At 67.4% G+C, this 4,282-nt stretch carries 4 protein-coding genes and 1 pseudogene; 4 read left to right on the forward strand and 1 reads right to left on the reverse strand.

Annotated elements, in window-relative coordinates; all coding sequences use genetic code 11:
- Window positions 1-184, reverse strand: a pseudogene (locus ACTHJR_RS16925) (host attachment protein); the annotation flags it as partial.
- Here ACTHJR_RS16925 and serS point away from each other — a divergent pair.
- The 4 genes from serS to tyrS form a co-directional block, all read left to right on the forward strand.
- On the forward strand, window positions 174-1,451 hold the full coding sequence (gene serS / locus ACTHJR_RS16930; protein WP_440524455.1) for a serine--tRNA ligase: 1,278 nt from the start codon (window positions 174-176) through the stop codon (window positions 1,449-1,451). The pseudogene ACTHJR_RS16925 and the gene serS sit on opposite strands and share 11 nt — an antisense overlap.
- Window positions 1,452-1,606: 155 nt before the next feature.
- On the forward strand, window positions 1,607-2,371 hold the full coding sequence (surE, locus tag ACTHJR_RS16935; protein ID WP_440524456.1) for a 5'/3'-nucleotidase SurE: 765 nt from the start codon (window positions 1,607-1,609) through the stop codon (window positions 2,369-2,371).
- Window positions 2,372-2,386: 15 nt separating this feature from the next.
- On the forward strand, window positions 2,387-3,454 hold the full coding sequence (locus ACTHJR_RS16940) for a peptidoglycan DD-metalloendopeptidase family protein (RefSeq protein WP_440524457.1): 1,068 nt from the start codon (window positions 2,387-2,389) through the stop codon (window positions 3,452-3,454).
- Window positions 3,455-3,479: 25 nt separating this feature from the next.
- Window positions 3,480-4,282: tyrosine--tRNA ligase (gene tyrS, locus ACTHJR_RS16945; protein WP_440524458.1), on the forward strand; the 803-nt coding region annotated here is incomplete at its 3' end.

The raw sequence follows: 4,282 nt of genomic DNA on the forward strand, positions 1-4,282 counted from the left end.
TGGGGTTCACGCCGTCGCCTTGGTTGCGCAGGAACAACGCCTTGCGCCCGTCGGCCACGACGACCAGCATATTGTGACGAAGCTGCATCTCGGTCTCCTCTCGTTCGGAAGACCAACGCCCGGGCTCGCGCCGGGTTGCGCGGCTCGCCGCGCCCCGCCATAGCCACGCCGCTATGCATGACATCCGCCAGATCCGCGACAATCCCGAAGCCTTCGACGCCGGCCTTGCCCGCCGCGGCCTGTCGCCAATGGCGTCGGACCTGCTCGCACTCGACGAGAGGCGTCGTGCGGTGATCACCGAGCTGCAGGCGGGGCAAACCCGCCGCAACGAAGCGTCGAAGGCGATCGGCGCGGCCAAGGCGGCGAAGGACGAGGCGAGCGCCCAGGCGTTGATGGCGGAAGTCGCAACGCTGAAGACGCGGCTTCCGGAGCTCGAAGAGCAGGAGCGCAGCGCGGAAACGGCGCTCGACGAGGCGCTCGCGGGTATCCCCAACCTCCCACTCGCCGATGTCCCCGATGGCGCGGACGAGGACGACAATCAGTTGATGCACGAGCGCGGCGCCAAACCGGCCTTCGCGTTCGAGATCCGCGAACACGACGCGATCGGGCCAGCGCTGGGACTCGATTTCGAGACCGGCGTCGCGCTGGCCGGCGCGCGCTTCACTCTGGTGCGCGGTGCCGCCGCGCGGCTCAATCGCGCGCTCGGCCAGTTCGGGCTCGACGTGCTGACCCGGCATCACGGCTATGAGGAAGTCGTGCCGCCGTTGATGGTCCGCAGCGAAGCGATGTTCGGCACCGGGCAATTGCCCAAATTCGCCGAGGATCTGTTCCAGACCACGGACGGGCGCTGGCTGATCCCCACGTCCGAAGTGTCGCTGACCAACATCGTTCGCGAGAAGATCCTCGCCGCCGACGAGCTGCCATTGCGCTTCACCGCGCTGACGCCCTGCTTCCGCTCCGAAGCCGGCGCGGCGGGCCGCGACACGCGCGGTTTCATCCGCCAGCATCAGTTCGAGAAGGCCGAGATGGTCTCGATCGTGCCGCCCGACCAGTCGGAAGCCGAGCACGAGCGCATGACCGCCGCGGCCGAGGATGTGCTGACACTCCTCGGCCTGCCGTTCCGGCGGATGAAATTGTGCACCGGCGACATGGGTTTCTCCGCGGCGAGAACCTACGATCTGGAAGTCTGGCTACCCGGCCAGGGCCGCTATCGCGAGATTTCGAGCTGCTCGACCTGCACCGACTTCCAGGCGCGGCGGATGAACGCGCGCTATCGCGACGCCGACGGCAAGCCCGCCTTCGTCCACACACTCAACGGCTCGGGCCTGGTGGTCGGCCGGATGATGGTCGCGATCCTGGAGAATTATCAGCAGGAAGACGGCGCGGTCGCCATTCCCGACGCGCTGCAGCCTTATCTGGGAGGGTTGAACAGGCTGGAGCCATCCGCATGACAATCCTCCCCGGAACGGGGAGGGGGACCATGCGAAGCATGGTGGAGGGGGCCCACCCCTCGGCCACCTTCTCGCTTACCGCTCGTTTCGGGCTGGGCCCCCTCCACCGCGCCGCTTCGCGTCGCGGTCCCCCTCCCCGTTCCGGGGAGGAATAAATGCGCATCCTGCTCACCAACGACGACGGCTATCACGCACCCGGCCTAGCGGTGCTGGAGCGCCTCGCCCGCAAATTCTCCGACGACATCACCATCGTCGCACCGGCCGAGGAGCAATCGGGCAAGGGCCGCTCGCTGACGCTGACCGAGCCGCTCCGCGTCAAGCGGTTCGACGACAACCGCTATGCCGTCGGCGGCACGCCGACCGACGCGGTGATGTTCGCGCTCGCCCGGGTAATGCACGATGCCAAACCCGACCTGATCCTGTCGGGAGTCAATCGCGGCGCCAATCTGGGCGAAGACGTATTCTATTCGGGCACGATCGGCGCGGCGATGGAAGGCGCGCTGGCGGGCATCCGCTCGATCGCGATCAGCCAGCGCTACGGCGCCGAGGCGCCCGGCCATGACGTGACCTTCGACACGGCAGAAGCCTGGGGCGAGCGCGTTCTGGCGCCGCTGATCGCCGCGCCGGTCGATCCGCGCATCGTCGTCAACGTCAATTTCCCGCCGATCCTGCCCGACGAGGTCAAGGGCGTGCGCGTCGTCAACCAGGGCCTGCGCGACTATGGCCGGCTCAAGGTCATCGAGCGCACCGATCCGCGCGGCTTCGCTTATTACTGGATGGGGCTGGGCCGGGTCGAGCATACGCCGGCAGCCGACACCGACCTGGAGGCGATCGAGCACGGCTTCATCACCGTGACGCCGTTACAGATGGACCTGACGCATCGCGATTCCATGGCTATGCTGGGCGAAGCGTATCGCTGACGGGGGGAGAGGCACATGCGGGGGCGGGTGCTGACGATCGGATTCATGGCAATGACGCTGGCGGGGTGCATTCCGCAGACGGATTATGGCCCGCCTGCGGATGCCGCGCCCGCGCCGTCTTACGACCCGGCTCCGCCGCCGCAGGATCTGGTGCCGGCGCCGCCGTCCGCGCCGCCCGCCTGGGAAGCGCGGCCGGTCACCGCCGACGCGCGTATCATTCCTGATTCAACCTATGTCGTGCAGCCGGGCGACACCTTGCGCCGCGTCGCCGACACGACCGGGTCGGGGTCGGAAATCATCGCGCGGGCCAACGGCATCGACCCGCCCTTCACCATCCGGGTCGGCCAGCAACTGCGCATTCCGGGCGGTCGCTATCATCTCGTCCGGCCTGGCGAATCAGGGATCGCCATCGCGCGGGCCTATGGCGTCCGATGGGCCGACATCGTCGCCGCCAACGACTTGATCGAGCCCTATGTCCTGCGTTCGGGCCGCCGTATCCTGATCCCGGGCGGGGCCAGGCCGCCCCAGACGCTCGCCGAGCGTGCCGCGGCGTTCAAGATCGACCTGGGCGATATCGCGACCGGTGGCGGCGAGCCCGCCATTCCCGACAATGTCCGGCCGGTGCGCCCGGCAGCGTCGGTCAGGCATCCCCTGCCCTCCTCGGTCGCGGTCGGCGCGCCCTCCCCGCTCAGCGGTCCGTTCGTCTGGCCGGTCGCGAGCAACAATATCGTCAAGCGCTTCGGCGCCGGCGCCAGCGGCGAGCGCAACGACGGCATCAAGATCGCGGTGCCGATCGGTACGCCGATCAAGGCCGTCGCGGACGGTGTCGTCATCTATACGACCGACAGCATCGCCGGGCTCGGCGGGCTGGTCATGGTCCGCCATGGCGACGGCTGGACCAGCGTCTATGGCCACGCCAGCCGCATCATGGTGACGCGCGGCCAGGCGGTGAAGCGCGGCCAGACCATCGCCTTGTCGGGCGACACCGGCTTCGCCGACCGGCCCGAGCTCCATTTCGAGCTGCGGAAAGGCCGGACGCCGGTCGATCCGCTGTCGCAATTGCCGAAGTTGCCGAGTCGCTAGCGGCAATGCTACCGGCGCCGCCATCATGACCGAACACAAGTCCGACCTGCTGCGCCTGCTCGACGAGCGCGGCTACATCCACCAGATGACCGACGCGGCGGGTCTCGACGCGCTGGCGGCGAAGCAAGTGGTGCCCGGCTATATCGGGTTCGACGCAACGGCGCCCTCGCTCCATGTCGGGTCGATGGTTCAGATCATGATGCTACGCCGTCTGCAGCAGTCAGGGCACAAGCCGATCGTGCTGATGGGCGGAGGGACCACCAAGGTCGGCGATCCGTCGGGCAAGGACGAGAGCCGCAAGTTGCTCACGCACGAAGAAATCGACGCGAACATCGCCGGGATCCGCCGGGTCTTCGAGCGGTTTCTGACGTTCGGCAACGGCCCTTCCGACGCCATCATCGTCAACAATGCCGATTGGCTCGACACGCTCGAATACATCCCGTTCCTGCGCGAGGTGGGCAAGCATTTCACGATCAACCGGATGCTGACTTTCGACAGCGTCCGTCTTCGGCTCGACCGGGAACAGCCGCTGACCTTCCTCGAATTCAACTACATGATCCTCCAGGCCTACGACTTCCTCGAACTGTCGCGGCGCGTCGGGTGCCGGATGCAGCTCGGCGGATCCGATCAGTGGGGCAACATCGTCAACGGCATCGAGCTGGCGCGGCGAATCGATGGGACCGAGGTCTTCGGAGTGACCAGCCCGCTGATCACGACGGCCGACGGGGCGAAGATGGGCAAAACGGCGAGCGGCGCGGTGTGGCTCAATGCCGACCTCCTGAGTCCTTACGATTACTGGCAGTTCTGGCGGAACACGGCGGACGCGGA

Origin of the sequence: Sphingomonas sp. (assembly GCF_051962185.1) — a bacterium.
In the GTDB taxonomy this organism is placed as follows: Bacteria; Pseudomonadota; Alphaproteobacteria; order Sphingomonadales; family Sphingomonadaceae; genus Sphingomonas.

What these genes read in the sequence shown, in the direction of transcription:
- ACTHJR_RS16940 (WP_440524457.1), top strand. Translation starts at nt 2,387, where the DNA reads ATGCGGGGGCGGGTGCTGACGATCGGATTCATGGCAATGACGCTGGCG.
- surE (WP_440524456.1), top strand. Translation starts at nt 1,607, where the DNA reads ATGCGCATCCTGCTCACCAACGACGACGGCTATCACGCACCCGGCCTA.
- serS (WP_440524455.1), top strand. Translation starts at nt 174, where the DNA reads ATGCATGACATCCGCCAGATCCGCGACAATCCCGAAGCCTTCGACGCC.